Genomic DNA, 26,485 nt, shown 5'->3' with positions numbered 1-26,485 from the left:
TCAATCAGTGCCTTAGAGGCCAGCATCAAGCTGTTTAATCGTTTTAGGTGAAGTTCTGGGCAGTATTGGTGTAAAGAATGTTGTAGGATATTGGCTTCGCGCATCTTGTTGTCCAAGTGTAGTTTTTGGCGAAACCATTTGATCATGCAACAAGATGCGCTTCCACCCTAATTTGATGATTTATTTGTAAATCATCAGGGGATTCTTCAGCGCTTTATCTCTATGTTTGTTGTTCAGCCTGTTTTGTTTTGGCAAGTTAAATTAATGGTATAGCATTTTTTAAATTTTTTGGCAGGTGTTCTCCTTTATTTCCTATAACGTTAATAGCGCATTCTCAATATCATAAGTGTCACTTTTTTTATTTTTTAGCTCATTACTATGATGGTGATATTTTTATTGGTTACATTTTTTATTTATTTGTTGTCAATTCGGTGTGCATAATGGTAATAATTGCTGGAAGTAGCCTAAGTTTATGATTTTACTGTTTTACGTTTGGTTAATTTACTGTTTATTGTGCGGTTAATTTGGCCTTTTTAAACAATTTAAATCCTAGTTTTGTAAATGCAGGTGCTTTATTATTCCTTAATAACAGATGCGCATACTGTATGAGTCAGTTTTTATTTAAATGTCAGAAAAGCTCGTTGATGAACTTTTCGCTTAATTACGTTTTATTGAAACATATTTGTCAATCTCGCCTTCAAAACGTCCGCCATACGTTAACTTCAATAGTCGCTTTTATTATTTCGAGCCTCGTTGTTGGCGTGGTGAGTTTATTTACTGCGTCAAGCATTGCTGATGATACAGAGCTTTATGTGTTCGAAGCGTCCGCCCGTAATGGCTCGCGCCCGCAGGTGCTGATCATTTTCGATAACTCCGGCAGTATGAGTAATCTTGCCTATGGGGTCGATGCTCCTTACGAGAATAAACGTAATGCTAACTATGCCCAGTCGGGAAAGCTATTTTATAGCCGAGGTTCTGCTGATAATGCTGAGTTACCTAATCCTGCCTCTCAGCGTGAAATGCGTCAGTTTAATGCCGCACTCAATGGCTGTGAAAGCTCGTGGGATTACCTCAATAGGTATGGCACCTTCACTGGTTTCTTTCGTGAGTATGGTTTTTCGGGGGGGACTGGTGCGTGGAAAGAATTTTCTGAGCTAAACGGTGGCTCGATAGCCGCTGTCGATTGTTTTGAAGATATCCAAGATGAAAGACTCGGTAATGCGGTTGGTGAGGCTAACGGTTTACCCGTTGATAGTTTAGGCTCAGCAGCTAGACCCGTTCGGTACACGGCAGTCAATATTCACTCATCCGAGAGTGCTAAGGCAAGCGCGAAGGCAAAGGCGCAGAAAACAGGTTTTGGCTCCGGCAAAGTGGTCACAGTTTATACCGAAGATTATTTAAAATGGCACCATGGTACTAAAAAGAAGGTCAATAAAACCCGTCTAGAGCTGGCACAAGATGCGATTGAAAGTGTGGTTTTAACTACGCCGGGTGTGGATTTTGGTTTAGCTATTTTTAATATGAATGGGCCACGTGATGGTGCGCGTGACGGTGGGCGGATTATCTCTGGGATTAAGACTATGTCCGCCCAAGCCAAAATTGATTTATTGAAAAGGGTCAATCTTATTAGTTATGCCCAAAATACACCGCTATGCGAAACGCTCTACGAAGCCTATCGTTATTTTGGTGGGCAGGAACAGTATTTTGGCGATGATGATAGCGATTATAATTACTACGATAATTGGGGGCGTTACCAAGGTACCTACAACGCCAGTTCTAATCCCTTTACTGACCCAGCTGCGCTTATTATTGGAAGTAATACGTACAATTCGCCGTTTAAGCCTTGCCAAAATGAAGCGTATATCGTCTATATCACCGACGGCGAGCCGACGCTTGATAACGCGGCCGATGGCATTATTGAGCGTTTAACCAATGGTGTGGGTAAGCATACTTCCAATCCGAAAAGTTATCTCAGTGCGCTTTCTGGCTGGATGCGAACTGAGGATGTGAATCCTAATTTAGCCGGAAAACAAACCGTTAGAACCTTTACCATTGGGTTTAGTGAAGGTGCAGCCAGTGCCGAGCACCTACTGAAGCAAACCGCCGATAATGGCGGTGGTAAGTATTTTGATGCCACCGATGCCAGTCAATTACGTTCTTCATTGCAAACGGCTTTAAATAATATCCTCGAAAAAAATGCCAGCTTTACTTCCCCCTCGGTAGCGAGCAATAACTTCAATCGTACTCAAACCTTTGATTCAGCATATTACTCTATGTTCTTGCCTAATAAGGGACCAAGATGGCTAGGGAATATTAAAAAGTTCAAGGTGACCAGTGACGGTGATGTTGTCGATAGCAAAGGCAAAAATGTGATAGGCGAAGATGGCAATATCAAAGCCGATGCTTGCTCCTATTGGACATCAGCTGAAGAATGCGGAAGCAGCGGTGATGGTAACGATGTTAAGCGTGGTGGGGTGCTAGCCGCGATGCAGCAGGCGACTAGTCGCACTTTATACAGTAATTTTGGCAGTGGATTGAGCGCTTTTACTCTGTCAAATGCAGCTCGAAAAGCTGGGGATAATGTGCGTTTAGCCACCTATATGGGGGTCGATGAAACAGAACTCACTGGGCTATTTGACTGGGCGAAGGGAATCGATGTTGATAACGATAAAAATCAGGACTTAAGTACTGCCAGTGGCGCAACCCCAAATTGGCGCGCCGATATAATGGGAGATGCTCTACATTCCAAGCCCTTAGCTCTCAATTTTGGTTCTGAAGCTAAACCCGATATCCGAATTCTTGTCGGGACGAACCATGGGTTCCTGCATATGTTTAAGGATGAAGGTGATAGCGTGTCTGAGACTTGGGGATTTATCCCCTATGAGCTACTGCCGAATTTTCGCGATCTCAAGGCTAACGCGCCGACGGGCGTACACTCGGTATACGGTATTGATGGCTCGCCAGTTGCCTACACCAAAATGCAGGGCAAACGGATTGAAAAGGCATGGGTATTTGTGGGAATGCGCCGAGGCGGCAATGCGTATTACGCCCTCGATGTGACCACACCTGATAACCCCAGTTTTATGTGGAAGATAGATGCCAGTTCACCCGGTATGGGCGAGTTAGGGCAATCTTGGTCGACGCCTGTGGTGACGACAATTCCAAGTGCGACTGGCGATAAGCCTGTATTGATTTTTGGTGGCGGATATTCCCCTTCAACTAAAGATGGCGCTGAGATTGGTACTGATGACAGCAGTGGCCGTGGCGTGTTTATTGTCGATGCGCAAACGGGGGCGTTAATCCATCAATTTGGCGGCAGTGGGGCTAACACGCCATTGCCAGGTATTGCCAACAGTATTCCAAGCAGTGTTGCTGTATTAGACGGCAATGGTGATGGTCATACCGATAGAATCTATGCCACAGATATCCAAGGTAATGTATGGCGGATGGATATGCCCTCCGCGAATGTGTCGACCTGGTCGGGATTTAAATTTGCCGCATTAGGGGATAAGAGTTCAGTGGCAGGAGATAGGCGATTCTTTTCTGGGCCTACAGTGGCCCAGACCTTGATCTCCAATACCTTTGAGCTGACTAAAGTCATTAATGGAACATCGACCAAAGTTGTCACATCACAGAATATTCCTTACGACGCAATTGTTGTCGGGAGTGGCCACAGGGCAAAGCCAAGTGATGTCTCCCGCTCGGATATGTTTTTTGCATTGCAAGATAGAAACATAGTCACTCAATCATTCCAAGGTAAATCAAATCAAAAGCCTGTGCCTAAAACGCTACAGTTAAGTGATTTATATGATGTCAGTTCGGCGGCGCCCAATGATCAGGCCAGTGAAATCGTTTTTAGTCAAAAACGAGGTTGGTACTATAACTTCTCTCGTAAAGGCGAAAAGAGCCTGTCATCTGCGACCATAGTGGGGGGGGAAGTGTACTTCAGCAGTTTTGTGCCTGGTAGTGATGGCTCAGTCAACCAATGTTTGAGTTCGGGTAAGGGCTATCTTTATAAAAAGAATTTGCACAGGGGCACTCGTGGTTACAAAACAGATTATTTGTATGCAGGTGAGTTGGTACTGGATACGCCGCAGTTAGTGATCCCGCCTGCCGAGCAGCCTAAGGACCCGAATGCTAAAGTACCAACGCCAGATATGTTTTTGATTGGTATCGGTAATGCGGTGCCAGATGAGGCGACATGTGAAAGTGGTAACCCTAAGTGTATTGGGGGCGGGCCAACAACGAACAAAATTTATTATTACATCAGTCAATGATGTAAAGAGTTAACGAGTCGAGATGAGTAATAGCCTTATGATGAAATACGGTACCCTTGGTTTGTTGCTGCTAGCGGGATTCCAATGGTCAGCGCTGGCGACAGAAACTGAGAAGCGACAGGATTACAAATGCTATTTAGAAACGAATCAAGGATTTAAATTGATACGTTTCTCGTGGTTTGAATCTAAGGTGAATGACTATTTACTCAGGTTGCCAGGTACACAATTACCGCGTTTACCTCGGGATAAGCCGATTCCGCTCTACGCGAAAGCGGTACTTGAATGTGTAAAAAGGAGTGAGCCTTTTACGCTAGAACAGGCAAAGCAAGCCGAGCTTGCGCCCGAGAATCAGGGTTAACTTGGCCTGTGGTATCAACATTGAAAATGCCGATGGGATAAATCCTATAGTGACTTATCCCATCGTTTAAGGGGGAAACCCCAGACTCAAAAAGCCAAGGTTTGAGTCTTCATACGTAAAATGTAAGACTGGCGCACTTTCAAGAAAGTGGCGTGTTAAGACACTTGTTCATTCAGATACTCAAGCCACTTGCTCGGATGACCGTAAAAACGGCTGTGATTGAGTAAACGCAGATTTCCCTCACTTGTCGTGAGTGCTACTGAAGGGAAACCTTGGGCACCCAGCTGATTCATCAGCGCCCGTGATGCCAAAATGTGCTGGTAAAACGCGTCTTCATTTTGGGCAAATTCCTTCGTAAAGGCAGCGCCATCTATTCCCATTTTTTCCGCTAAAAGATGTAGATTCTGTTCATCGCTGGCGCTTTTGCCATCGCGATAATGGGCGAGTTGCACTGCATGTAGGTAAGCTAGCTCATTGCCCCCTAAGGCTGCAACGGCAAGCATAGCTCTAATGGGGGGCGCAGAATCCAGTACAATGCTGGTATCACGTAATAAGCCTTCATAATAGTTTTCACCAAAGGCTTGTCCGGTTATCGCGGCAATCCGTTGATCATGGGGCATCACATAATCGCGCCATTGGTTATCAATCTGTTTGCGCCTTGGTCCTGTGAGCATGCCACCTGCGTGGAGTTTGATGGTAAATCCGGCAGCGGCTGCTGCATCAAACAGCGGTGCGGCTGCGTAACACCAACCGCACAAGGGATCGATAATGGCATGTAACACGGCCTTAGCTTTGGTGGTGGTATTGATAGTTGGGTTCATCGCAATTATTCCTACAAAAAACAGTCTTTTGTTCTGGCTTTTTGGCTTAAGGGCTAGCCTAAGCGCGAATGTCAGATTGAATGGGGCATGGAGATATCCATGCCCCTATTCCCTTACATTGGCCAGCGCATTTCACCCATGATGACTTTGGCACTGATCTCAAGCCCTGCATCTAAAGGAATTTGTGGGTAGAGCTTGAGCATCTTGGCGATTAAGTCCGCAGAATCTTTTGCTGTTTTGGCTGCCTTTTCAAAGGCATTAATATAATCGCGAGTAAAATCGATGGCGCGCTTATCAAATCTGGCATCACCGAGATAATGTCCAGGGATAACCTCTTTGGGAGATAAGGCTTCCATCTTTTCTAAATGGGTTAACCAGGCTTTACGCGACTCAACACTTTGGGTATCTGCCATCCAAACATGGGTGTTATCAAACACTTCAACGCCACCAGTGATGGTTTTAGCCGACGGTACCCACAGGAAGGTATGCTTAGGGTGAGCATCCTCTAGCCCTTCTATCAGCACTTGTTCACCGTCGATACTAAAGCGATTGGTGGTAACCACCTTAGGCAGCACTAATTGGCTCGGGGCATTGTCCTTTAAAATCGGTCCCCAGTAGGCGAGCTTGCCTTCCATCGAGGCTTTAATGTCATCGACTGTGGTTTGAGTGGCAACGATTTCGACCTCGGGGAAGTTTTGCTTAATCACATCCAATCCAAAGTAAAAGTCTGGATCGCTATGGCTGATATACACCAAGGTAAGCTTTTTACCGCTGGCTTTAATGGTATCCACTAAGGTCTGGGCATCATTTTTTTGAAATTGAGCATCGACCAGCATCATTTCATGCTCGCCGCTGATAAAGCTTGAAGACACCGCAAAAATACTGTTTTCGCCCGGATTAAAATGGCTCACTTGCAAAGGTGCTGCCTGAGCAGTAGCCATTCCCGCCACCAGCATGGTTGCAGCTAACTGGGGTTTTAAAGAGCTTAACTTTAGATTATTCAATAGTGTCATTTCTGTTCTCACTTATATTTTCAAATGGGCATTCGTTGATTTGCACTGTTGCAAAAGTGAGCTTAGTTTAGGTTGCAAAAAACGTTAGATAAACACGGAAAATTGCGCTTATTTGTTGCATAATTCGGATGAATTGGCGTTTAAAACCGATTATTTAGTGCAAAGCAATCAACATAAGGGCGGATAAACCATGGATAGACTCGAAGCGGCAAAGGTTTTTGTGACTATTGTTGAACGAGGCAGCATGATTGGCGCCGCCGAAGCGCTGGATATGTCTCGCTCTATGGTGACCCGCTATTTAAGCGAGATGGAAGAATGGTCAGGCGCACGCTTACTGCACCGTTCGACAAGACGTTTGAGTCTAACCAGTGCGGGCGAGCAAGTGCTCGATTATTGTCAGCGGTTATTGGAATTAGCGCAGGAAGTCCCCGCGGTCAGCCATGCCCAAAGTGCCCAACCGCGAGGATTGCTGCGGATCAGTTGCTCACAATTTATAGCGCATTTGCTCCTTCCCACGGTCGTTCGTCCCTACTTAGCCCAATATCCTCAGGCGAGTGTGAACTTTCATGTTAGCAGCCAAACTGTTGATTTAGTTGCCGAACGTATTGATCTTGCCATACGTATCACTAATGAGCTCGATCCTAGTCTAATCGCCAGACGTTTAGGGGAATGTGAGTCCGTGGTCTGCGCCGCACCGCGTTATCTTGCCACCCATTCACTTATTAGCCATCCCGAGGATTTAACTCGGCATAACTGTTTAACCTATTCCTACTTTGGCGATGTGATGTGGCGGTTTACCCAAATTATTCATCCTGATGGTATCGAGGCGGGGCAGCTTTTTAATATTCCCGTAAGAGGTAACTTAAGTGCCAATGATTCTATGGTGGTACTAAACGCCACCTTGGCCGGCGAGGGGATTGCTATGCAGCCCCTGTGGGCGGTTAAACCGCATCTCGACTCGGGGGCATTAGTGCCACTGCTGCGGGAGTTTAAACCTCAATCTTTGGGCGTATATGGGGTGTATCAATCCCGTAAACATATGCAGCCCGCCTTAAGAGTGATGATGGATATGCTAGTGGCCTACTTTGCTAGCATGAACCAGCATGAATATAGTGCCAGCCTGAAATAACGGAAAATCCTCACCCTAAATTCAATGCAATAAAAAGGAGCTTAACCCTTTCGAGTTAACCTCCTCAGATACACGCTTGCCTAGATTCTAGATTCTAGATTCTAGATTCTAGATTCTCGATCTATTTCGTCATGCGCTTGTATTTCAGGCGGTGTGGTTCAACCACATCGGCGCCATAGGTGTTCTTCAACCACGCTGAGTATTCGGTGTAGTTACCTTCGTAGAAGTTAACTTGGCCTTCGTCGCGGTAGTCCAGAATATGAGTCGCGATACGGTCTAAGAACCAACGGTCATGCGAGATCACCATAGCGCAACCAGGGAATTCGAGGATCGCTTCTTCCAGTGCGCGCAGGGTTTCAACGTCTAAGTCGTTGGTCGGTTCGTCGAGGAGCAGTACGTTACCGCCAGCCTGCAACAGTTTAGCTAAGTGAACACGGTTGCGCTCACCGCCCGACAGAGTGCCGATAATCTTTTGCTGATCTGCACCACGGAAGTTGAAGCGGCCCACATAGGCGCGGCTTGGAATTTCCATGTTGTTGATGCGCATGATGTCTTGACCACCAGAGATTTCTTGCCAAATGGTGTTTTTGTCATTCATCGAATCGCGGAACTGTTCAACCGACGCCAGTTGTACTGTTTCACCTATCTCAATGGTGCCGCTATCTGGCTGCTCGCTGCCTGACAGCATGCGGAACAGGGTCGATTTACCTGCACCGTTGGCACCGATAATACCGACGATCGCGCCCTTAGGAATCGAGAACGACAGGTTATCGATCAGCACGCGGTCACCGTAGGACTTGGTTAAGTTTTTAACCTCAATCACTTTGTCACCTAAACGTGGTCCGGGCGGAATAAACAGCTCGTTGGTTTCGTTACGTTTTTGGTAATCAGTGGTGTTCAGCTCTTCGAAGCGCGCCATACGGGCCTTGCCCTTAGACTGACGGCCTTTCGCGCCTTGGCGAACCCATTCTAATTCTTTTGCAATGGTCTTTTGACGCGCGCTTTCTGCGGCAGACTCCTGCTTCAAACGGGCATCTTTTTGTTCTAGCCATGAAGAGTAGTTACCTTCCCATGGGATACCCTCACCACGGTCAAGTTCTAAAATCCAACCAGCAGCATTGTCGAGGAAGTAACGGTCGTGGGTAATCGCCACAACGGTGCCCGAGTATTCCTGCAGGAAGTGTTCGAGCCAAGCGACTGATTCGGCGTCCAAGTGGTTGGTCGGTTCGTCGAGTAGCAGCATCTCTGGCTTTTCCAGCAGCAGACGGCAAATCGCCACACGGCGGCGCTCACCACCCGATAAGACTTCAATCTTTTCATCCCAATCAGGCAGACGTAGCGCGTTCGCCGCGCGCTCAAGGATGTTGTCTAGATTGTGAGCGTCCTGCGCCTGAATAATCGCTTCAAGTTCGCCTTGCTCTTTGGCAAGCGCGTCGAAGTCCGCATCGGGTTCTGCATAAGCGGCATAGACTTCGTCTAAGCGTTTGAGGGCATTTTTTGCTTCAGAAACCGCTTCTTCAATCGCTTCACGCACGGTTTGCGTTGGGTCGAGTTTGGGTTCCTGTGGCAGGTAACCAATCTTCAGCCCTGGCATTGGGCGCGCTTCACCCTCAATCTCGGTATCGATACCGGCCATAATGCGCAGTAGGGTGGATTTACCTGAACCGTTAAGACCTAACACACCGATCTTGGCGCCGGGGAAAAAGCTTAAGGAAATGTCTTTAAGGATCTGCTTCTTAGGCGGAACAACCTTGCCCACCCGCAACATGCTGTAAACAAACTGAGCCATTTTTCTGCATCTATAAGTGACTAATGATGCGGCTAATTCTACTCGATTGCGCGCCGAACTCAACTCGGCATTGAGGCGCATTCAAGCTAAAACTGTAGGATTTTCATGTTTCAGAGACTGGGATTGTCGGCTCGTTACGAGTAGAATACCGCGCAACCCTACCTACAAGAATTGGCAGCTGGAGTAAGCAATGCTGAAAAAAGATATGAATATCGCAGATTATGATCCGGAACTGTTCAACGCAATTCAGAACGAAACTCTGCGTCAAGAAGAGCATATTGAGCTGATTGCTTCTGAAAACTACACCAGTCCACGCGTGATGGAAGCGCAAGGTTCACAACTAACGAATAAGTACGCCGAAGGCTATCCAGGCAAGCGTTACTACGGCGGTTGTGAGTATGTGGACGTAGTTGAAACCTTAGCGATTGAGCGTGCAAAACAACTGTTTGGCGCGACTTACGCAAACGTACAACCTCACTCAGGTTCTCAAGCAAACAGCGCCGTTTACATGGCATTGTTAAAACCAGGCGATACCGTTTTAGGTATGAACCTCGCTCACGGTGGTCACTTGACCCACGGTTCACCTGTTAACTTCTCCGGTAGACTGTACAACATCATTCCTTACGGCATCGATGAATCAGGCAAAATTGACTACGACGAAATGGAACGTCTGGCGGTTGAACATAAGCCTAAGATGATGATCGGTGGTTTCTCTGCTTATTCAGGTATCGTTGACTGGGCAAGAATGCGCGAAATCGCAGACAAAATCGGTGCTTATCTGTTTGTCGACATGGCACACGTTGCGGGTCTTATCGCCGCTGGTGTGTATCCAAACCCAGTGCCACACGCGCACGTTGTGACCTCAACCACTCACAAGACCTTAGCCGGTCCTCGTGGCGGTATCATTCTGTCTGCTGCCGATGATGAAGAGTTATACAAAAAGCTGAACTCTGCGGTATTCCCAGGCGGTCAAGGCGGTCCTTTGATGCATGTTATCGCGGGTAAAGCGGTAGCCTTCAAAGAAGCTTTAGAGCCAGAGTTCAAAGCTTACCAACAACAAGTGGTTAAGAACGCTAAAGCTATGGTTGAAGTGTTCTTAGAGCGCGGTTACAAAATCGTTTCTGGCGGTACTGACAACCACTTAATGCTGGTGGACTTAATCGGTCGCGACCTGACGGGTAAAGAAGCCGATGCCGCTTTAGGTAGCGCGAACATCACAGTAAACAAAAACTCTGTGCCAAATGACCCACGTTCTCCATTCGTGACCTCTGGTGTACGTATTGGTACGCCTGCGATCACTCGCCGTGGCTTTAAAGAAGCTGAAGCGAAAGAGTTAACCAGTTGGATCTGTGACATCCTCGACGATGCTCACAATCCAGCGGTCATCGAGCGCGTAAAAGGCCAAGTATTGGCACTGTGCGCCCGTTTCCCTGTTTACGGTTAATTCGTTAATTTATCCGAATATATCGGCTAAGTTCACAACAGCTTAGGTCGTTAAGCTTAGGTGGTTAACCTCAGCCGATAAATAGGATAAAATCCCATGGCCGCATTAAGCGGCCATTTTTATTGCTAAAATCTTAGACTTAAACCTGCTCGGTTTAAGCAAGATAGGCTTTATTCCATTCACGGCAGGAGGCTCAATGCATTGTCCATTTTGCAGCGCGACAGATACTAAAGTGATCGATTCCCGATTAGTGGCGGAAGGCCATCAAGTGCGTCGTCGCCGAGAATGCACCGAATGCCACGAAAGATTTACCACCTTCGAAGGCGCCGAATTAGTCATGCCACGGGTGATTAAACGTGATGGCACGCGTCAACCCTTTGATGAAGAAAAGCTGCAAGCAGGTATGTTACGCGCGGTCGAAAAACGCCCCGTGTCCATGGATGAAATCGAGCAGGCCTTAAGTAAAATCAAGTCAACGCTGCGGGCGACTGGCGAGCGTGAAGTGCCATCCGAGATGATAGGCAACTTGATGATGGAACAGTTAATGAGCCTAGACAAGGTTGCCTATATTCGTTTTGCCTCGGTTTATCGCGCCTTTGAAGACGTCTCCGAATTTGGTGAGGCGATTGCGAAACTGCAAAAGTAACATGGGTTATCTTAAGTTAGTGCTTAGGTTCGTGCTTAGGTTCGTGCTTAGGTTAGTGCCTCGTTTTGCGCTGCATTCGGGCACGCTTCCTCAAGATTTCATAGGGTTTATATGAATTGGTCAGAACTCGATAACCAGATGATGAGCCGAGCCATACAACTGGCTCGCAAAGGATTTTATACCACTCGCCCCAATCCCAGTGTGGGCTGCGTTATCGTAAAAGATAATCAGATTGTCGGTGAAGGTTATCATCAAAAAGCCGGCGAGCCCCACGCCGAGGTGCATGCACTGCGCATGGCTGGCGAGCTTGCCCGTGGCGCGACCGCCTATGTCACCTTAGAGCCTTGCAGCCATTATGGTCGTACGCCGCCCTGCGCCTTGGCGCTGATCAATATCGGTGTAAAACGTGTGGTGGTGGCGGTTGAAGATCCCAATCCTCAGGTCGGTGGTCGCGGTATTCAAATGCTGCGCGATGCGGGCATTCAAGTGGATGTCGGTTTACATCGCGATGAGGCCTATGCTTTAAATCTTGGTTTTATGAAGCGCATGGAGTCGGGCCTACCTTGGGTGACGGTAAAGCTTGCCGCGAGTCTCGATGGTAAAACCGCATTATCCAATGGTGTCTCTAAGTGGATTACAGGCCCCGAAGCTCGCCGCGATGTGCAGCGTTTACGTTTGCGCGCCTGCGCCATAGTAACTGGGATTGAAACCGTACTGGCCGATGATCCATCCCTCAATGTGCGCTACTCAGAGCTTGGCAGTCTTAACTCACTATTGAGTGAGGCGCAAATTTTACAACCGCTACGGGTGATTTTAGACAGTCGCTGCCGCATGCCGATTAAGGCAGCTTTGCTTGCGATTGAATCGCCGATTTTATTAGTCTCAACTGAGCCATACTCGCCAGCCTTTATGGCGCAGTTGCCGTCCCATGTGACTTGTCTTCAATTACCGGCGATTGATGGTCGCATCTCGCTGCCCACACTCTTAAGCTATTTAGGCAAAAACTGTAATCAGGTGCTTATCGAAGCGGGCGCGACCTTAGCAGGTGCCTTTATCGGCGCGGGATTAGCCGATGAGTTAGTACTGTATCAAGCGATGAAAATTCTTGGCGCACAAGGACGTAATCTACTCGAATTACCCGATTATCAAATGATGGCCGATATTCCGACCCTCAAACTGGTCGATGAGCGTAAAGTGGGCGCGGATACGCGTTTCACCTTGCGGCTCACGTCCAATCCATCTTTAGCGAATAAGTGAGTTAACCATGTTTACTGGGATTATTGAGGCCGTTGGCACGCTGCGAAAGCTTGAACGTAAAGGCGATGATATTCGTTTGACGGTCGCCAGTGGCAAACTGGATTTAAGCGATGTGCGTTTAGGCGACAGTATCGCCACCAATGGTGTGTGTTTGACTGTGGTTCAGCAATTAGCCGATGGCTATGTGGCGGATGTGTCGGCTGAAACTGTCAGTCTCACAGGCTTTGCTAACTACAAAGTGGGTACTAAGGTTAATCTTGAAAAAGCCGTTACCCCGACAACTCGCCTCGGCGGGCACATGGTGAGCGGCCATGTGGATGGCATTGCCACCGTTGAGCAGCGTTTGGCGCGGGGCCAGGCGATTGAGTTTTGGTTAGCGGCGCCTACGGAGCTGGCTCGCTATATCGCCCATAAAGGTTCTATTACCATCGATGGCGTGAGCCTCACGGTAAACGAAGTCGATGGACACCGTTTCCGATTAACCATAGTGCCCCATACCGCGGGTGAAACCACGTTGGTGGATTTGAAAGCCGGCGATAAGGTGAATATTGAAGTGGATTTAATTGCCCGCTATTTAGAGCGTTTAATGCGCTTTGATACTAAAGAAACCCAAGGCGGTGGGGTGACCATGGAAATGTTAGCCCGTGCTGGCTTTGTGCGTTAGGGCACTGGCACTTAGCTCACTTAGGTATAGAATTTCATAACAACAGTAAAATCATAAAGGTCCTACAATGGCGCTGCACAGTATAGAAGAGATCATCGAGGATATTCGTCAAGGCAAAATGGTTATTTTGATGGATGACGAAGACAGAGAAAACGAAGGCGACCTGATTATGGCGGCCGAGTTGGTGACGCCAGAAGCGATTAACTTTATGGCGAAATACGGTCGTGGACTCATCTGCCAAACCATGACTAAAGCTCGTTGCCAGCAGCTAAATCTGCCCTTGATGGTAACCAATAACAATGCGCAGTTCTCGACTAACTTTACGGTATCGATTGAAGCTGCCGAAGGCGTAACCACCGGGATTTCGGCCCATGATCGCGCCGTAACGGTAAAAGCTGCCGTGGCTAAAGATGCCAAAGCGTCGGACTTAGTTCAGCCTGGGCATATCTTCCCATTAATGGCGCAGGACGGCGGCGTGTTAACCCGCGCTGGCCACACAGAAGCAGGTTGTGATTTAGCCCGTTTAGCGGGGCTTGAGCCGTCGGGCGTGATTGTTGAGATCCTCAATGAAGACGGCACCATGGCCCGCCGTCCTGATTTAGAGATTTTCTCTGAAAAACACGGCGTTAAAATCGGCACTATTGCGGCGCTGATTGAATACCGTAACACCAAAGAAACGACCGTTGTGCGTGAAGCAAAATGCAAACTGCCAACCCGTTTTGGTGAGTTCGATATGGTGACCTTTAGGGATACTATCGACAACCAATTGCACTTTGCCTTAGTGAAGGGCGAGGTGAAACCTGACTGTTTAGTGCGGGTGCATTTACAGAATACGTTTAACGATCTACTCCATTCTGAGCGCGATCAGCAACGCAGCTGGCCGCTCGAAAAAGCGATGGCGCGGATTTCTGCCGAAGGTGGTGTGTTAGTATTGCTTGGCAATCAAGAACATCCCAGTGAAATCCTCGCTAAAGTCAAAGCCTTTGAGGCGGAAGATCAAGGTCAGACGCCCGTGTCAGCCAAATGGCAAGGTACTTCACGCCGTGTCGGTGTAGGTTCACAAATTCTGGCCAGTTTAGGCGTGACCAAAATGCGACTCTTAAGCTCGCCTAAGCGTTACCATTCACTCTCAGGCTTTGGGCTTGAAGTGACCGAATACGTGGCGGAGTAACAGGCCGAGCTTGTTAGACGTTACACTAAGGTAAAATTAATCATTTGTATAATTTGCATAGGGCTGTGGGCGATTGACTGTGGTATTATGTCGCCACTTTTCGCCCAAGCCGGGTGCTTTAGCTAAATTAGGTAAGAAAATGAACGTAGTTCAAGGTAATATCGAAGCGAAGAATGCCAAAGTTGCGATTGTAATTTCGCGTTTTAACAGCTTTTTAGTTGAGAGCCTGCTTGAAGGTGCACTTGACACGCTGAAACGTTTTGGCCAAGTCAGTGATGAAAACATCACTGTCGTCCGTGTACCTGGTGCGGTTGAGTTACCACTGGCTGCACGTCGTGTTGCCGCAAGTGGTAAGTTTGACGGTATCATTGCACTTGGTGCTGTGATCCGTGGTGGTACCCCTCATTTTGATTTTGTTGCAGGCGAATGTAACAAAGGTCTAGCTCAAATCGCATTAGAGTTCGATCTGCCCGTTGCCTTCGGTGTATTGACGACAGATACCATTGAACAAGCTATTGAGCGTTCAGGTACTAAAGCGGGTAACAAGGGCGGCGAAGCTGCGCTAAGCTTGCTTGAAATGGTCAACGTTCTGCAACAGCTTGAACAACAGTTGTAATAGTAGGAAAAATAATGAAGCCTTCTGAGCGCCGCAAGGCCCGCCGTTTAGCCGTTCAAGCCATTTATTCATGGCAACTAAGCGGGAATAATATTGCCGATGTCGAGCATGAGTTTTTAACTGAACAGAGTCTCGATGGTGTAGACGTAGCTTATTTTCGTGAGCTATTTGCAGGCGTAGCAACTAAGAAAACCCAATTGGATGAGTTGATCATTCCACACTTAGATCGCCCCATTGATGAGGTGTCTCCAGTGGAGAAAGCCATAGTGCGCCTAGCGGCCTATGAGCTGACTTTCCGTAAAGATGTGCCATTTAAAGTTGCCATTAACGAGGCGATTGAACTGGCTAAAGCTTTCGGTGCGGATGAAAGCCATAAGTTTGTTAATGGATTACTCGACAAACTGGTTGCACGTAAGTAATAAGGACAAACGGTATCTTAGGATACCGTTTTTCATTGCTAACAAAGGTGGCCGATGTGAGTCGCGCCAAACTGTACAGTGAAAGAATTCCAGCTTATTGAATGTTATTTCAATCACCGCGGCCCAACACGCCGTGATGTCAAATTGAGTATTGGCGACGATTGCGCCCTTGTGCAGCCCGCCGAAAACAAGTCGATCGCCATTTCCTGCGATACCTTAGTCGAAAATGTTCACTTCTTCCCCGATATGCCACCTCAAGCCTTAGGTTACAAAGCCTTAGCGGTAAATCTTTCTGATTTAGCGGCAATGGGGGCCGAGCCTGCGTGGATGACGCTTGCACTCACTTTGCCAGAGGTTAACGAGACCTGGCTGAGTGGTTTTAGTGAAGGCCTGTTTGAAGCGGCAGAATATTATGGCATCGCCTTAATAGGTGGTGACACAACTCGCGGGCCTAGGGCAATTAATATCACAGTGCACGGGCAAGTCCCCCATGGTAAAGCCTTGACCCGTCATGGCGCTAAGGCCGGTGACTGGATTTATGTAACGGGTACGCTTGGTGATTCTGCGTTAGGGCTGGACTTGATCCGCGGCGTGCAACATGCGCGAGCGGAGCATAAAGAGTTTTTGATTAATCGCCATTATCGACCCACTCCTCGAGTATTGGCTGGGCAATCATTGCGCTCTTTGGCATCCAGTGCCATCGATTTATCCGATGGTTTTATCTCGGATATTGGGCATATCCTCAAGGCATCAAAGGTTGGCGCTGTAGTCGATGTGGGGGCGATTCCTTTGTCGCGCGCGATGCAAGATACCGTGAGCGAAGAACATGCATTAGGCTATGCGCTGACGGGGGGCGAGGATTATGAACTGCTCTTTACCGTGCCTGAGTCACAAAAAGGTGCGTTAGAAACCGCCCTCAGCCATGCTGGTACTAAGTTTGTCCGTGTTGGGCAAATCTGTGCGGGCAGTAAGCTTAAGTTGCAACTTAATGGTGAGCTATTTACGCCACCGTACCACGGTTTTGAGCATTTTTAATGAAGTTGTTATCCCAAGATCAGGCGCTGTCGCGCCTGTCCCTTAAAAATCCTATTCATTTTTTAGCCCTCGGTTTTGGCAGTGGTTTAGCGGCTAAGGCGCCAGGTACTTTTGGTACTTTGGCGGCAGTCCCGCTCTATTTATTATTGGCCCAGTTGCCCTTGTGTTGGTATTTAGCCGTGACCTTAGTGTGCGTACTCGCGGGGATTTATATCTGCGATAAGGCCGCTAAGGACATGGGCGTACATGACCATGGTGCGATTGTGTGGGATGAAGTTGCAGGCCTATTAATCACTATGATTGCCGCTCCTGCTGGTATTCTGTGGCTTGCTGTCGGTTTTGTGCTGTTTCGGCTATTCGATATCCTAAAACCTTGGCCGATACGTTGGCTCGACGCCAAAGTTGAAGGTGGTTTCGGCATTATGATAGACGATGTATTAGCAGGATTTTTTGCACTTATTTGTCTGCAAGTGATTGTCTTTATTAGCCAATAATATCTTTAGTTAACCCAAACTAAAGTTCGTTACCCTATAAATGCCAATGCCTTATCTGCTGTAGATAAGGCATTGGTTATAAAGCTTTATTTTCGTTGCAGTGGCTTACTGTATTTTTACTGTAATAGTTCTCGTGCATTGGCGAGAGTGTTAGAAGTAATTGTATCGCCACCAAGAAGTCTGGCTAATTCTTGGATACGTTGCTCCCTATCCAAAGGCATCATTGTGGTTTCTGTACTGCCCGCCTTGTTGAATTTATTCACAAACATATGTTGATGGCCATTACCAGCAACTTGAGGTAAATGGGTTACACAAAGTACTTGAGTCGATTCTCCTAGACTACGCAGCATTCGTCCAACCACAGCTGCGGTCGGGCCTGAAATTCCGACATCCACCTCGTCGAAAATCAGGGTAGGAGTGGCAACCTTTTTCGCGGTAATCACTTGGATGCCTAAACCGATACGCGACAATTCACCGCCAGAGGCTACCCGTGAAATCGGTTGTAAAGGCTGGCCTGGGTTGGTGGTGACCATAAACTCTATATTATCGCTGCCATTTACCGACATAATCTCGGGATTAAAATTCACTTCAATGGTGAACTTACCCTTGGGCATGTTGAGTTCGTGGATAGATTGAGTCACTAACTTATCCAGTTCTTTCGCATAACGGGCGCGGCTCTGGCTCAGTTTTTGTGCGTTCGCTAAGTAAGCGGTTTTACTCGCTTCAACTTGGAGTTGGATTTCCTCTAACTTAGTTTCATCGTCATCGAGGGTTGTGAGTTCCGCTTTGAGTGCCAAATGATGTTCGGCTAATTTGTCAGGGCTAACATGATGCTTACGGGCCAGTTGCATAGCCTTTGAGAGTCGTTCCTCTAAATAGGCAAAATGCGCGGGATCGAGTTCGAGTTTACTCAGGTAATGCTGTAATTCTCCCGCGCTCTCTTGTACTTGAATTAGGGCCTCATTCAACATAGTACTCACATTGGTTAATGCGGGATCATAGCTTTGCAAATTTTCAGCAAGGCTTACAGCCTTGTTAAGCAGTGACTCAATATTGCTCTCTTCGCCATCTGTGAGTAAATATAGGCTGGCTTGGCAGCTATCCACCAGTTCAGTGCCATTGGCGAGGCGTTTATGCTCTTGCTCAATGTCCTCAAATTCACCGACCTTGAGGTCGAATTCATCTAGCTCTTCAACTTGATATTGCACCAGCTGTTTTCGGGCAATACGTTCATGCTGTGAGGCTTCTAATTGCTTGAGTTCGGCTTCGATTTGTTTGCAGCGTTGATAGCTTGCTGCCACTGTGTCTATCAGTAGTCTGTGATTGGCGTAGCTGTCGAGCAAGGTGAGTTGATGCTCACTCTTTAGCATAGCATGGTGGGCGTGCTGCCCATGGATACCGACCAGCAATTGCCCGAGTAATTTCAGTTGAGTTAACGGCACAGGATTGCCATTAATGTAGGCGCGTGAGCGGCCATCACTGCCAATAGTTCGACGCAGAATACACTCATCATCAAGTTCGAGATCGTTATCTTCGAGCCAACGTTTGGCAAGGGGAACATCGTGTAGTGAAAATCGAGCACTGACTTCGGTTTTACTTGCACCAGGGCGAACACTACTGGCATCGGCACGATTACCTAGGCACAAACCTAAGGCGTCGATGGCGATGGATTTACCTGCGCCAGTTTCACCAGTAATGCTGGTCATACCGGGACGAAAATCCAGTTCGAGAAAACGGACGATAGCGAAATTATTAATGCTGAGTTGGCAAAGCATAATGAGTTCCTGTCGAATAACTTACCAAATCACTGTATTGATAAACAGTATATACTGATTTTATATACAGTAAAGTGGCTTTGGGTAAATATTCGACACATTGCAATAAGCTAGAGTTTAATCGCTTGTTTATGAATAGGTTTTAACAAGTTGCTCTAAAATAGGTAAGCTAAAAAAAGTCACTATAGTGCCAAATAATATCCCCTGCGCACTGGTTGAGGCTTGGGTGTTATAGCGCTGAGCAAGTAAATAGACGCTGGCCGCCGTAGGTAAGGCACTGAGGATTACACCCATCACTAAGTAATCTCCACTAACACCAACGCTTTTAAGCATGAAGAAAACCAATGCGGGTTGTAGGATTAATTTAAAGAGGTTGATAAGGCTAAGTTCGATAAGATTCGTCAGGCTAAATACCTTGCTATCTTTTTGGTAGCGCATGGCTTTGGCTAATACCATACCAACGGCAAATAAAGCGCAGGGGCTTGAGGTATTGCCAATTTGTTGGATCATCATGGCTACGCCAGAGGGCAGTGTTATCCCCAATGCCGAAATTGCAATGCCGATAAAGCAGCCGATAACGATGGGATTTTTAACCACAGCTAAACACATGATCACTACGGCGTGGTGTTGTCTGTGGGTATTTGTCGTAAGCTCCAGCGAGACCAAGGCCACGGCAAACATAAGCACGGACAATAAACTGGCTATGGCGGCGGCAACTAGGGCGCTTTGTTGTTCAGGAAATATAATCACCAGCAGCGGAATACCAATAAATGCGGTATTGCCAAAGGTGGCATTTAAGGCGCGCACGGCGGCAATTGCATGCTGTTTAGGATTGAAAAGTAAGGATATACCAACACAAATCAGATAAATCATCAGCATGGCGGCGCTATAGCCTGCAATAAATCCCCATTGCAGAATTTCTTGAATCGGTTGCTGCGCCAGTGCAATCAAGAGAATGGCAGGAAACGCAATATAGTAGACATATTGATTGAGCACTTGGTCGGTTTCTACTGGGAGAAAACGCAGTTTTTGTACAAGTGTGCCGAGCAGCATGATCCCGAAGACGGCAAACAGAGGGGTTAAAATGGTCATATCCCTCACTCATCCTTTTGTGTTTTTGCTTTCCCGCAAGAAGACGTTGTGGGTGCGCTAGCAGGGAATAATACCTAGGGTAATTGACGATAATCGGTGTTAGCGCAGTAAACTTATTGGCAAAATAGCATAGGATTAACCTTGGAAGCTATTGCGCTATGGTCGTAGAAATGAATAATTCTACGTTTAAAACACAATGAGTTAGTGCCTTATACCTGTGAGCGGCACTCACGCTAAACGATGGGATTGAACATGGCTGATGATGTTGGCGCTGAGCTGCAGTTAATTTATCTGTTTGTGCATTTGGTGAATGCGGGCAGTTTTTCTCAAGCCGCGAAAGTGCTCGATATGCCTATCGCCACCGTGAGCCGTAAGCTGGCCAAGCTTGAAGAAAAACTCGATAAGCAATTGTTTATGAGAAGTACCCGTAAGCTGAGGTTAACCGAGGAAGGTTTAGCGTTATTTCAGCGATATCAGAGTGCGATTGCGCAGTTCGATGAGCTCAGTGGCATTGGCAGCGATAAACCTGAAGGCACATTGCGGATAGCTGCGCCAATCTCAATTATTTCAATTATCTTTATTCACGCATTAAACGAGTTTGGCCGTTTATATCCCGATATTCGTTTACACATTTCCCAAAGCAATGAGTTAGTGGATTTAATTGATAAAGGGATTGATGTCGCGATTGTCGGTGGTGCACAGCCTGATTCTTCTTGGGTGTCGAGTACTTTAGGTGAGCTTGATTATCGTTTGTTTGCAACGCCGGAATATTTAGCCCTTGCCCCTGAATTAACCCATCCCGATGATCTTGAAAACCATCAGCTGATCAAAGTTTGGCCGCTGTTTAATTGGCATTTAAAGCATCCTAATGGCGAGTCTTTCTATTTTAATGGCCCAACAAAACTCACGCTCACGGATCTCCATGGCGCGATTCAAGCGACCTTAGACCATGGTGGTATTCTGTATGGGCCAGAATTATTCGTAAAACAACAGATTAAAGAAGGGCGTTTAAAAGTGCTCTTACCGGAATGGATTGGCGAACAACGTAGAATTTCGATTCTTTATCACCAGCGTAGTCAGCAACCGCTGAAAGTGAAGGTGTTTATCGAGTTTATGCAATCCAAAGCGCCCGAACTTTTTTCAATGGCTTAAGATTAACGTTTACGGGGTTTTAAAGTATTTTGGCTCATGGAGTTTTGCGTTTGCTTAGCATCTTGCAGGCTCGCGCGGGTGGCGGGCACAATCCCAAGCTCACGGTAATAATTCACTAAACGGCGTAATTCAAATAGAGAACCAATACGGTTTTGCCCGCCTATGGTGAGTTTCCAGGTATCGGTAAGGCCTTCGCTGTTGGTTAAAATAAAACCTTGATAAACAATTTTTTTCATATTGAATGGGTTATAGAGTTGACTCTATCCTCCGGTGATTCAAACCCGTCGCTGATGCTACCTAAGCAGTAAAAATGTTAGGTAACATCACCGGATTTTCAAGGCAACTGAAGAGATAAACCCTAGACCTTAAAAGGGTTTATTATGCGACGCTGATCCCGATATTCGATACACCCGCTTCGATAATCTCTTTGCGTAAACCCTTCACTAATTCGGCAGTAATCTTAGGGTTTTCTTCGATAATTTCCAGCAGGGTATTTTGTAGCGCGCGCTCTTCTTCCATCACTTCATGGGCGAAGACGTAGTCATCTAAGGCATCATCGGTTAACTCTACATCGCTGATAGTCTCGATATAGTTCGCCACAGTGCTTGAGGATAACTTGCTGATATTGGTTATATCTTCCTCAAGGTTGGTTTGAATCGCCCCAAGCAAAGTGGAAAGTGCAACCACGGCATCCATCGCTGGGTATACGCCATAGTTATCAAAATCGGCGGGTTCAGGGGTGTTATCTTCTAAGCGCTGTAGATGCACATCAATGTTGAATTTCAGCTTATTGTCGTACTGGGATTGCCAAAGAAGATCGAGCACTGTGCTTAATACCGCAGGATCGCCAAACTCGCAAACCTCTGAAAACAATTGATAGTTAGGTAACATTCGTTGGCAAAGGGCAATGGCAAAGAGTTTTTTCTGTGGTAGTTCTAGCGCCTTTAAACGCTTAAAGAAGCCCGTTTTTTTGGTCATCTGTTATTTCCGCTGATAGCTGTGATAGCACTTGTTTTGCCGCCGATTCTACCTTAGTTAGCTCATCAAGTAACTCTAGTATTTCCGGTTCGAGATCTTCGACACGAGCATCCCGTTTCAATGCCGATTCAATCTCTTGGCATAATCGCTGTGTGGTCGGTACTCCGCAATAGCAACTGGCTCCATGGAGTTTGTGGATAGTGGTGAGCATAGTCGCTTGATCGTTCTGACTCAGCGCCGTCTCAATTGCCGAGACAGTTTGTGGCAAGGAATCCAATAACATGCGCAACATATCTAAGGCTAAATCCGACTTATGGTTGGCTTGGGTTAAGCAAAGATCCCAGTTGAGGGTGTGTAAATCGAAGTGGGTGAACTTGGGCCGAGTTATCCAGCGGTTTATCTCCGCTTTGAGGGCGGCTTCATCGATGGGCTTAGGCAAGTAACCATCCATGCCGCTGCCTAAAATCAACTCACGTTCCTCGGCAATCGCGTGGGCGGTCACGGCAATAATGGGCGTGTTGCGGTTCATCGACCCTTGGCGGATTTGCTTAGTGGCGCTGATGCCGTCGGTGCCCGGCATCTGGATATCCATAAAGATAAGGTCAAAGGTGCGACTCTTGGCTTGTTTAACGGCTTCTTCACCGCTGTTAACGGCAATGACAGTCGTCACTAACTCGTTAAGCAGGGTATCAATCAGTTTTAAATTGGCAAAGTTATCATCCACCGCCAACACAGTAAGGGACTGGCGAGCAGCGGGGACGGTAATCGCCACGGGAGGTAAAATGTCATATTCCATTGGTGGATAGAGCATATTACGCGCCAATTGGTGTTCACTCACTGGCAGTGACAACACCACATCGGCATTGGGGCGAATAAACTGGCTTAGTACTTCCTGCTCTTGGCAATCGAACAGCACAATCAAGCAATCTGTCTTACTCTTAGCTTGATTTAAGGTACTGACCAATTGATTCGGATTGCTAAATCCATGGCAACTCAGCAGCACATAATCGAATTGATGCTCAGTGGTCGAGAGCGTCGTCAGCAAGCTTGGTATGTGTTGATGGTGCGTGACTTTTGTATCCCACTGTTTTAGCTGACGACTAATCACAGAATGGGTGAGTACTCTGGGTTCATAAAACAACACGGTTTTATCTTTAAGTTTTTCAAAGGGCAGCGAATCGCCAATCTGGAATTGACCTAGACCCAATGGCAGGGTGAACCAGAAGTTAGAGCCCTTATCCACCGAAGAGGTAAAGCCAATTTGGCCGCCCATTTGGTTGACGAGGCGCTTAGTGATGACCAGCCCCAGCCCTGTGCCTCCAAAGCGGCGAGAAATCGAGGAGTCCGCTTGACCAAAGGCTTGGAACAGGAAGTCCTGTTGGTTTTCATCAATCCCAATGCCGGTATCAATCACATCACAGCGAAGCACCACTTGATCATCTGTCTGGTTTTGTAACTCTAATTTGACTAACACACTGCCCGAATCGGTAAACTTGATGGCATTGCCCACTAAGTTATTGATAATTTGGCAAACACGCATCGCATCGCCGTTAACATTGTCGGGAACGTTGGGAGCAATATCGACCACTAACTCCAGTCCTTTTGCCTGCGCGCTGCCCGAGATTAAAGTGATTGTCTCACCTAAGGTTTCCCTTAGGCCGAATGGCATGTTTTCTAGCACCATTTTACCGGCTTCGAGTTTAGAGAAGTCGAGAATATCGTTGATAATCGCCAGTAGGTTAGTCGCGCTGCGCTCGATGGTATTAATGTAATCGACTTGGCTCGAGTGTAGCGGGGTTTTAACGAGCTGACGGGCAAATCCTATCACGCCGTTTAATGGTGTGCGCAGCTCGTGGGACATGTTCGCCAAGAATTCCGACTTAATGCGGCTGGCCTCCAGCGCGCGTTTTTTGGCTAAGTCGAGCTCGACGTTTTGGATCTCAATCTGCTCTAAGGTTTCCCGCAGATCCGAAGTTGCCTGATCGATATTTTGCTGCATCTCATCGTGATATTCCGATAGCGAGCCCGCCATGGCGTTAATACCGCGTTTAAGCAAATCTAGCTCACCGATAAGATTGCCTTCGAGCCGCGCATCCAGTTTACCCTCACGGATTTTGGCGACCACCCGCACCATTTCGGTAATCGGCTGGGTGACGTTTTTAACCAGACGAAAGGTAAACAACAGGTTCAATTGCACCCCAATCAACACGATAATAAAGGCGGCCACGGCGGCTCTGTGTTGCTCTAGCAAGGCGCGTTCTTTATTGATAATGACCGAAATATAGCCGAGTAACTCGCCATTATCGGTTTGGATATCAAAATTTGCAGGCTCGCCACCCGTAGGCTGAGCGGTTGCAAAGATAGGTGTGCGTAGAATAAGGCTGTCGCCTACATGTTCAATTTCGGTTTTATGCAGATTGGTTAGTGCCTCTTTGTAGCGCATGATCTCGAAATCTTTATGGTAGTGCGATGTAACAAAGAGTTGATTATGGATATCAAAAATCGCAATCGATTTAACCAGCGTGGATTTATTGAGTTGGGCTGCGGCAAGGAGTCTTTTCGTTGCTTCCCTATCATTACCGACCAGTCCCACTTCGCTGGCAATCGCTAAAGGCTCGATAATATTACTGCCCTGCTCAATCAGCGTATCTTCGAGTTCATAGAAGCGATTTATGGTAAAGTAGCTGCCCAGCAGAATACCGACTAAGATCGTCGGCGCAAGCGCAAGCACCAGAACCCAGGAACGTAAGCTGTATTTGGTCATGTTGTTGACAGGGTTCATAGCCGCAGCGCAGTTTCCTAAGTTCTAGGGACGATATAATTTTATAAGACTGCCAGAAAAAGGGCAGTCTTGACCAGTTTTTTATTGATTTAGAGGCCGAAATGGCACAATTTTTTAAAGCAAAACCAAATAGTTCCAAGCAATTGTCCGCGAAGCAATCCTTTAGCGTGCAACAGCTCGATCACCTTGGGGCAGGTATAGCACAACATCAGGGAAAAGTCGTATTTATCCCCGGCGCCTTGCCCAGTGAAACCGTGCAGGCGCAGCTGACCGAACAAAAGAAAAACTATGCCCGAGCCAAGCTGATTAAAGTCGAGACGCCAAGCGCTGAGCGAGTCACGCCGTTATGTCCACACTACCAAAGCTGTGGTGGCTGTGATTTGCAGCATATGTCATTAACGGGGCAGCGCGAGCATAAGTCGGCGGCCTTGATTGATATTATGGCCAAGTTTGCCGGCGCCGAAGGCAACTCCGTGCCCGCATTGACAGGCGAAGGCTGGCACTATCGCCGCCGCGCACGCCTTGCGACTCTATTTGATAAAAATACCAAGCAGTTGAGCTTAGGGTTTCGTGCATCGAGCAGCAACCAAGTCGTGCCTATTGATAGCTGTTTAGTCTTGGCTAAGCCCTTAGCGGATTTAATCGCCCCGTTTGCTAAGTTACTTAATCAACTTGCGGCCAAATCGAGTCTTGGGCACTTAGAATTGATTGACGCCGACAATGGTCATTTTGCGGTAATTCGAATCACTAAATCCTTAAACGATAAGGATATGGCAAAGCTTGCGCAGTTTGCCGAGCAGCATCAAATCCATATTTGTTTACAAGACAACAACGGCGAGTTCCATGGAGTAAATGGCACGCTGTTATTGCCCGTTTACCAGTTGCTCGATGATAAAGCTGATGCAACCCCTGTGAGCTTAACCTTTACCCCTGGCAACTTTGTGCAAGTCAATGCGCAAATTAACAAGGCCATGGTGGCGCAGGCGTTAGACTGGTTAGCACCGCAGCCGGGTGAGCGCATTCTCGATCTCTTCTGCGGTATGGGGAACTTCAGTTTGCCTTTAGCTAAACTGGGCGCCGAAGTGATTGGGGTTGAAGGGGTGCCAGAAATGGTTAGCCAAGCCCGTGAAAACGCGGCTGCAAATGGCTTAAGCAATTTAACCTTTTACCATGGCGACTTAAGTGCCGATTTATCCTGCGAGCCTTGGATGGGCAAGATTGATAAATTGCTACTCGACCCTGCGCGCGCGGGTGCATTTGAGAGTTTGCAATGGCTTAAGAAGATGAAGCCCCGCCAAGTGGTGTATGTGTCTTGTAATCCGGCGAGCTTAGCCCGCGACAGTGCGGTGTTGCTCGAACGTGGCTACAAGTTACAAAAGTTAGGCTTAATCGATATGTTCCCGCAGACACATCATATCGAAGCCATGGCGTTGTTTGAGCTTGCAAAATAAGGCTTATCGGTGGGGCAAGGTTTTCTCACTTGCCCGCGTTATTTGAGTGTAAAGTAAGCAAAGCGTTTGAATAACGTAAAAAATGTGAAGTTTCGTCTCGTTGGGTTTGACAAGTCCGTGCC

Annotated in this window: 22 protein-coding genes; 14 read left to right on the top strand and 8 right to left on the bottom strand. The window is 47.2% G+C overall.

The genetic code is table 11. From position 1 onward, the window contains the following. The first annotated feature begins 644 nt into the window (after positions 1-644). Entirely contained in the window at positions 645-4,277 is a 3,633-nt protein-coding gene (locus tag AEA42_RS19475; RefSeq protein WP_231640421.1) for a PilC/PilY family type IV pilus protein, read from the top strand. 22 nt (positions 4,278-4,299) lie between these two features. Then, the gene (locus AEA42_RS19470) at positions 4,300-4,635 is read left to right on the top strand and encodes a TapY2 family type IVa secretion system protein (protein ID WP_055648589.1); all 336 of its coding nucleotides are present in this window, start codon (positions 4,300-4,302) and stop codon (positions 4,633-4,635) included. A 155-nt stretch (positions 4,636-4,790) separates the two neighbouring features. Here AEA42_RS19470 and AEA42_RS19465 read toward each other — a convergent pair whose 3' ends face one another. Together AEA42_RS19465 and AEA42_RS19460 are read right to left on the bottom strand one after the other, a co-directional pair. Beyond that, positions 4,791-5,456, bottom strand: coding sequence for a DsbA family protein (locus tag AEA42_RS19465; protein ID WP_055648588.1), 666 nt, complete (start codon positions 5,454-5,456; stop codon positions 4,791-4,793). A 113-nt stretch (positions 5,457-5,569) separates the two neighbouring features. Beyond that, the gene (locus tag AEA42_RS19460; RefSeq protein ID WP_055648587.1) at positions 5,570-6,469 is read right to left on the bottom strand and encodes an MBL fold metallo-hydrolase; all 900 of its coding nucleotides are present in this window, start codon (positions 6,467-6,469) and stop codon (positions 5,570-5,572) included. A 190-nt stretch (positions 6,470-6,659) separates the two neighbouring features. Between AEA42_RS19460 and AEA42_RS19455 the strand changes: the two genes are divergently transcribed. Further along, positions 6,660-7,598, top strand: a complete 939-nt coding sequence (locus AEA42_RS19455; RefSeq protein ID WP_055648586.1) for a LysR family transcriptional regulator — start codon at positions 6,660-6,662, stop codon at positions 7,596-7,598. A 121-nt stretch (positions 7,599-7,719) separates the two neighbouring features. Here the strand turns inward: AEA42_RS19455 and ettA are convergent, their stop codons facing one another. Further along, positions 7,720-9,387 (bottom strand): energy-dependent translational throttle protein EttA, encoded by a 1,668-nt coding sequence (gene ettA / locus AEA42_RS19450; protein ID WP_047534771.1) that lies wholly within the window; start codon positions 9,385-9,387, stop codon positions 7,720-7,722. A gap of 190 nt (positions 9,388-9,577) precedes the next feature. Between ettA and glyA the strand changes: the two genes are divergently transcribed. From glyA to AEA42_RS19405, 9 genes are all read left to right on the top strand, one after another. Then, a complete protein-coding gene (gene glyA / locus AEA42_RS19445) occupies positions 9,578-10,831 on the top strand; it encodes a serine hydroxymethyltransferase (RefSeq protein ID WP_055648585.1) in 1,254 nt (417 codons plus the stop codon). A 196-nt stretch (positions 10,832-11,027) separates the two neighbouring features. After that, complete coding sequence (nrdR, locus tag AEA42_RS19440) at positions 11,028-11,477, top strand: transcriptional regulator NrdR (protein WP_011073317.1); 450 nt, start codon at positions 11,028-11,030, stop codon at positions 11,475-11,477. A gap of 111 nt (positions 11,478-11,588) precedes the next feature. Continuing rightward, positions 11,589-12,734: a bifunctional diaminohydroxyphosphoribosylaminopyrimidine deaminase/5-amino-6-(5-phosphoribosylamino)uracil reductase RibD gene (ribD, locus tag AEA42_RS19435; protein WP_055648584.1), complete on the top strand. Its 1,146-nt coding sequence runs from the start codon at positions 11,589-11,591 to the stop codon at positions 12,732-12,734. 7 nt (positions 12,735-12,741) lie between these two features. Continuing rightward, on the top strand, positions 12,742-13,398 hold the full coding sequence (locus AEA42_RS19430) for a riboflavin synthase (protein ID WP_011716201.1): 657 nt from the start codon (positions 12,742-12,744) through the stop codon (positions 13,396-13,398). 67 nt (positions 13,399-13,465) lie between these two features. Next, on the top strand, positions 13,466-14,569 hold the full coding sequence (gene ribBA, locus AEA42_RS19425) for a bifunctional 3,4-dihydroxy-2-butanone-4-phosphate synthase/GTP cyclohydrolase II (RefSeq protein WP_047534781.1): 1,104 nt from the start codon (positions 13,466-13,468) through the stop codon (positions 14,567-14,569). A gap of 139 nt (positions 14,570-14,708) precedes the next feature. Then, positions 14,709-15,185: a 6,7-dimethyl-8-ribityllumazine synthase gene (gene ribE / locus AEA42_RS19420; protein ID WP_011073313.1), complete on the top strand. Its 477-nt coding sequence runs from the start codon at positions 14,709-14,711 to the stop codon at positions 15,183-15,185. 14 nt (positions 15,186-15,199) lie between these two features. Next, positions 15,200-15,604: a transcription antitermination factor NusB gene (nusB, locus tag AEA42_RS19415; RefSeq protein WP_011073312.1), complete on the top strand. Its 405-nt coding sequence runs from the start codon at positions 15,200-15,202 to the stop codon at positions 15,602-15,604. A gap of 78 nt (positions 15,605-15,682) precedes the next feature. Then, complete coding sequence (gene thiL, locus AEA42_RS19410) at positions 15,683-16,639, top strand: thiamine-phosphate kinase (RefSeq protein WP_055648583.1); 957 nt, start codon at positions 15,683-15,685, stop codon at positions 16,637-16,639. Continuing rightward, positions 16,639-17,133 (top strand): phosphatidylglycerophosphatase A, encoded by a 495-nt coding sequence (locus AEA42_RS19405; RefSeq protein WP_037426249.1) that lies wholly within the window; start codon positions 16,639-16,641, stop codon positions 17,131-17,133. The genes thiL and AEA42_RS19405 overlap by 1 nt, the downstream gene beginning before the upstream one ends. A 116-nt stretch (positions 17,134-17,249) precedes the next feature. Here AEA42_RS19405 and recN read toward each other — a convergent pair whose 3' ends face one another. Together recN and AEA42_RS19395 are read right to left on the bottom strand one after the other, a co-directional pair. Next, positions 17,250-18,908, bottom strand: a complete 1,659-nt coding sequence (gene recN, locus AEA42_RS19400; protein WP_037421122.1) for a DNA repair protein RecN — start codon at positions 18,906-18,908, stop codon at positions 17,250-17,252. Positions 18,909-19,037: 129 nt separating this feature from the next. Next, positions 19,038-20,000 carry an AEC family transporter gene (locus tag AEA42_RS19395; protein ID WP_037426245.1) on the bottom strand — a complete coding sequence of 321 codons (963 nt, stop codon included), beginning with the start codon at positions 19,998-20,000 and terminating at the stop codon, positions 19,038-19,040. A 252-nt stretch (positions 20,001-20,252) separates the two neighbouring features. Here AEA42_RS19395 and lldR point away from each other — a divergent pair, with 252 nt between their 5' ends. Then, a complete protein-coding gene (lldR, locus tag AEA42_RS19390; protein ID WP_055648582.1) occupies positions 20,253-21,152 on the top strand; it encodes a LysR family transcriptional regulator LldR in 900 nt (299 codons plus the stop codon). 2 nt (positions 21,153-21,154) lie between these two features. Here the strand turns inward: lldR and AEA42_RS19385 are convergent, their stop codons facing one another. The 3 genes from AEA42_RS19385 to barA all read right to left on the bottom strand — a co-directional run bounded on the left by AEA42_RS19385 (position 21,155) and on the right by barA (position 24,912). Continuing rightward, positions 21,155-21,388, bottom strand: a complete 234-nt coding sequence (locus AEA42_RS19385) for a DUF3319 domain-containing protein (protein WP_037421131.1) — start codon at positions 21,386-21,388, stop codon at positions 21,155-21,157. A gap of 142 nt (positions 21,389-21,530) precedes the next feature. Continuing rightward, positions 21,531-22,130: a YjaG family protein gene (locus AEA42_RS19380; protein ID WP_055648581.1), complete on the bottom strand. Its 600-nt coding sequence runs from the start codon at positions 22,128-22,130 to the stop codon at positions 21,531-21,533. Next, on the bottom strand, positions 22,105-24,912 hold the full coding sequence (barA, locus tag AEA42_RS19375; protein WP_055648580.1) for a two-component sensor histidine kinase BarA: 2,808 nt from the start codon (positions 24,910-24,912) through the stop codon (positions 22,105-22,107). The genes AEA42_RS19380 and barA overlap by 26 nt, the downstream gene beginning before the upstream one ends. A gap of 101 nt (positions 24,913-25,013) precedes the next feature. Here barA and rlmD point away from each other — a divergent pair, with 101 nt between their 5' ends. After that, positions 25,014-26,363, top strand: coding sequence for a 23S rRNA (uracil(1939)-C(5))-methyltransferase RlmD (gene rlmD / locus AEA42_RS19370; protein ID WP_055648579.1), 1,350 nt, complete (start codon positions 25,014-25,016; stop codon positions 26,361-26,363). Positions 26,364-26,485 lie beyond the last annotated feature (122 nt).

It is taken from the genome of Shewanella sp. Sh95 (assembly GCF_001308045.1).
GTDB classification, from domain to species: Bacteria; Pseudomonadota; Gammaproteobacteria; order Enterobacterales; family Shewanellaceae; genus Shewanella; species Shewanella xiamenensis.
Note: the sequence above shows the minus strand (reverse complement) of the source record. Positions and strands in the feature narration are given on the sequence as shown.

Coding starts and splice junctions, on each gene's coding strand:
- AEA42_RS19475 (WP_231640421.1), top strand. CDS start 645: ATGAACTTTTCGCTTAATTACGTTTTATTGAAACATATTTGTCAATCT.
- AEA42_RS19470 (WP_055648589.1), top strand. CDS start 4,300: ATGAGTAATAGCCTTATGATGAAATACGGTACCCTTGGTTTGTTGCTG.
- AEA42_RS19465 (WP_055648588.1), bottom strand. CDS start 5,456: ATGAACCCAACTATCAATACCACCACCAAAGCTAAGGCCGTGTTACAT.
- AEA42_RS19460 (WP_055648587.1), bottom strand. CDS start 6,469: ATGACACTATTGAATAATCTAAAGTTAAGCTCTTTAAAACCCCAGTTA.
- AEA42_RS19455 (WP_055648586.1), top strand. CDS start 6,660: ATGGATAGACTCGAAGCGGCAAAGGTTTTTGTGACTATTGTTGAACGA.
- ettA (WP_047534771.1), bottom strand. CDS start 9,387: ATGGCTCAGTTTGTTTACAGCATGTTGCGGGTGGGCAAGGTTGTTCCG.
- glyA (WP_055648585.1), top strand. CDS start 9,578: ATGCTGAAAAAAGATATGAATATCGCAGATTATGATCCGGAACTGTTC.
- nrdR (WP_011073317.1), top strand. CDS start 11,028: ATGCATTGTCCATTTTGCAGCGCGACAGATACTAAAGTGATCGATTCC.
- ribD (WP_055648584.1), top strand. CDS start 11,589: ATGAATTGGTCAGAACTCGATAACCAGATGATGAGCCGAGCCATACAA.
- AEA42_RS19430 (WP_011716201.1), top strand. CDS start 12,742: ATGTTTACTGGGATTATTGAGGCCGTTGGCACGCTGCGAAAGCTTGAA.
- ribBA (WP_047534781.1), top strand. CDS start 13,466: ATGGCGCTGCACAGTATAGAAGAGATCATCGAGGATATTCGTCAAGGC.
- ribE (WP_011073313.1), top strand. CDS start 14,709: ATGAACGTAGTTCAAGGTAATATCGAAGCGAAGAATGCCAAAGTTGCG.
- nusB (WP_011073312.1), top strand. CDS start 15,200: ATGAAGCCTTCTGAGCGCCGCAAGGCCCGCCGTTTAGCCGTTCAAGCC.
- AEA42_RS19405 (WP_037426249.1), top strand. CDS start 16,639: ATGAAGTTGTTATCCCAAGATCAGGCGCTGTCGCGCCTGTCCCTTAAA.
- recN (WP_037421122.1), bottom strand. CDS start 18,908: ATGCTTTGCCAACTCAGCATTAATAATTTCGCTATCGTCCGTTTTCTC.
- AEA42_RS19395 (WP_037426245.1), bottom strand. CDS start 20,000: ATGACCATTTTAACCCCTCTGTTTGCCGTCTTCGGGATCATGCTGCTC.
- lldR (WP_055648582.1), top strand. CDS start 20,253: ATGGCTGATGATGTTGGCGCTGAGCTGCAGTTAATTTATCTGTTTGTG.
- AEA42_RS19385 (WP_037421131.1), bottom strand. CDS start 21,388: ATGAAAAAAATTGTTTATCAAGGTTTTATTTTAACCAACAGCGAAGGC.
- AEA42_RS19380 (WP_055648581.1), bottom strand. CDS start 22,130: ATGACCAAAAAAACGGGCTTCTTTAAGCGTTTAAAGGCGCTAGAACTA.
- barA (WP_055648580.1), bottom strand. CDS start 24,912: ATGAACCCTGTCAACAACATGACCAAATACAGCTTACGTTCCTGGGTT.
- rlmD (WP_055648579.1), top strand. CDS start 25,014: ATGGCACAATTTTTTAAAGCAAAACCAAATAGTTCCAAGCAATTGTCC.